We start from the raw sequence: 621 nt of genomic DNA, 5'->3' as shown, positions 1-621 counted from the left end.
TGCAATCAAACATTGTGGCGAAACCATGGACTCACCATGAATTATGCAACCTGCAAATGCCAAAATTCCATCGATGATATCTGACAGGCCGGGGGTGCGGAGTGACGATCGAAAGAAATCCGAGACACACAAAACACGACGCCGACACCTACGGCCTGCGCCGGGAAGAGGCCTCCGGGGCTCGCCACGGTGCCGGATGGTGGGTCAGTGTCAGGCGGCGTGGCCACAAGATCGTCAGGCTGTTCAAGGACAGTGTCTACGGTTCCGGCGATGAAGCCTACCGTCACGCACGCGCATACCGCGACGCCATCATCCTTGCCATCCCGCCAACCACCAACCTCGAGCAGGCCGTGCTTCTGCGCAAGAACAACCGAAGCGGCATCTCCGGTGTCAGACGTGTAGAGACGGCCGAAGGTGATGTATGGCAGTCAACGCTGATGACCAGGGAGGGACAGAAGAAGGAGAACTTCTCCATCGCCAGGTTCGGCGAGGAGGCGGCAAAGTCGATGGCGATCACACAGCGCCGCAAATGGCTGAAGGCGCGGCCCGTCACCCATCTCGCCTATGCCCATCACGCTGCCGAGGTTGCGCGCGCGCAATTTGGCGACGAGCTTGCGCCGG

The 621-nt window shown here is 60.2% G+C and carries 1 protein-coding gene; it reads left to right on the top strand.

The annotated features are described in order from the left end of the window. Positions 1–101: 101 nt before the first annotated feature. The coding region (locus JZX88_RS26010; RefSeq protein ID WP_371741281.1) for a hypothetical protein at positions 102–621 on the top strand (520 nt) is incomplete at its 3' end.

This window comes from Agrobacterium sp. OT33 (assembly GCF_017313365.1).
GTDB lineage: Bacteria > Pseudomonadota > Alphaproteobacteria > Rhizobiales > Rhizobiaceae > Agrobacterium > Agrobacterium rhizogenes_A.
The sequence above is the reverse complement of the archived record's forward strand: the minus strand, read 5'-3'. Positions and strand labels throughout refer to the sequence as shown.